This is a genomic window from Bartonella sp. CL63NXGY, assembly GCF_042194905.1.
Taxonomy (GTDB): Bacteria; Pseudomonadota; Alphaproteobacteria; order Rhizobiales; family Rhizobiaceae; genus Bartonella.
Genome location: NZ_JBHINK010000105.1, coordinates 1 through 335, shown reverse-complemented (window position 1 = coordinate 335; position 335 = coordinate 1). Strand labels below are relative to the sequence as shown.

The 335-nt window shown below is 44.8% G+C and carries 1 pseudogene; it reads left to right on the top strand.

The window, feature by feature from the left end:
- Positions 1-123: 123 nt before the first annotated feature.
- Positions 124-335 (top strand): annotated as a pseudogene (locus ACFIK0_RS09500) (tRNA pseudouridine(38-40) synthase TruA); the annotation flags it as partial.

Sequence of the window (335 nt, the reverse complement as noted above, 5' to 3'; positions counted from 1 at the left end):
GCCCCGGACAAACTATCAACAGTTAAGCTGGCGGACTCGTGACTCGTTAGCCTTGCTAATCATGTTAATGGTGACCATTGGACTGATGCTATTGAAAATTTGGCTTTAGTTGAGGAGACTAAAATGTATCGTTATAAAATTACCTTTGCTTATGATGGGGCGAATTTCTCTGGCTTCCAAATTCAACCTCATAAACGAACCGTCGAACAAACGCTTAAGACCGCGGTGAACAAAATTGCCAAGAACCCAACACCGGCAATCCCCGTTATTGGTTCTGGACGAACCGATGCTGGGGTTCACGCTCTGAATCAGGTTGCCCACTTTGATATTCCATA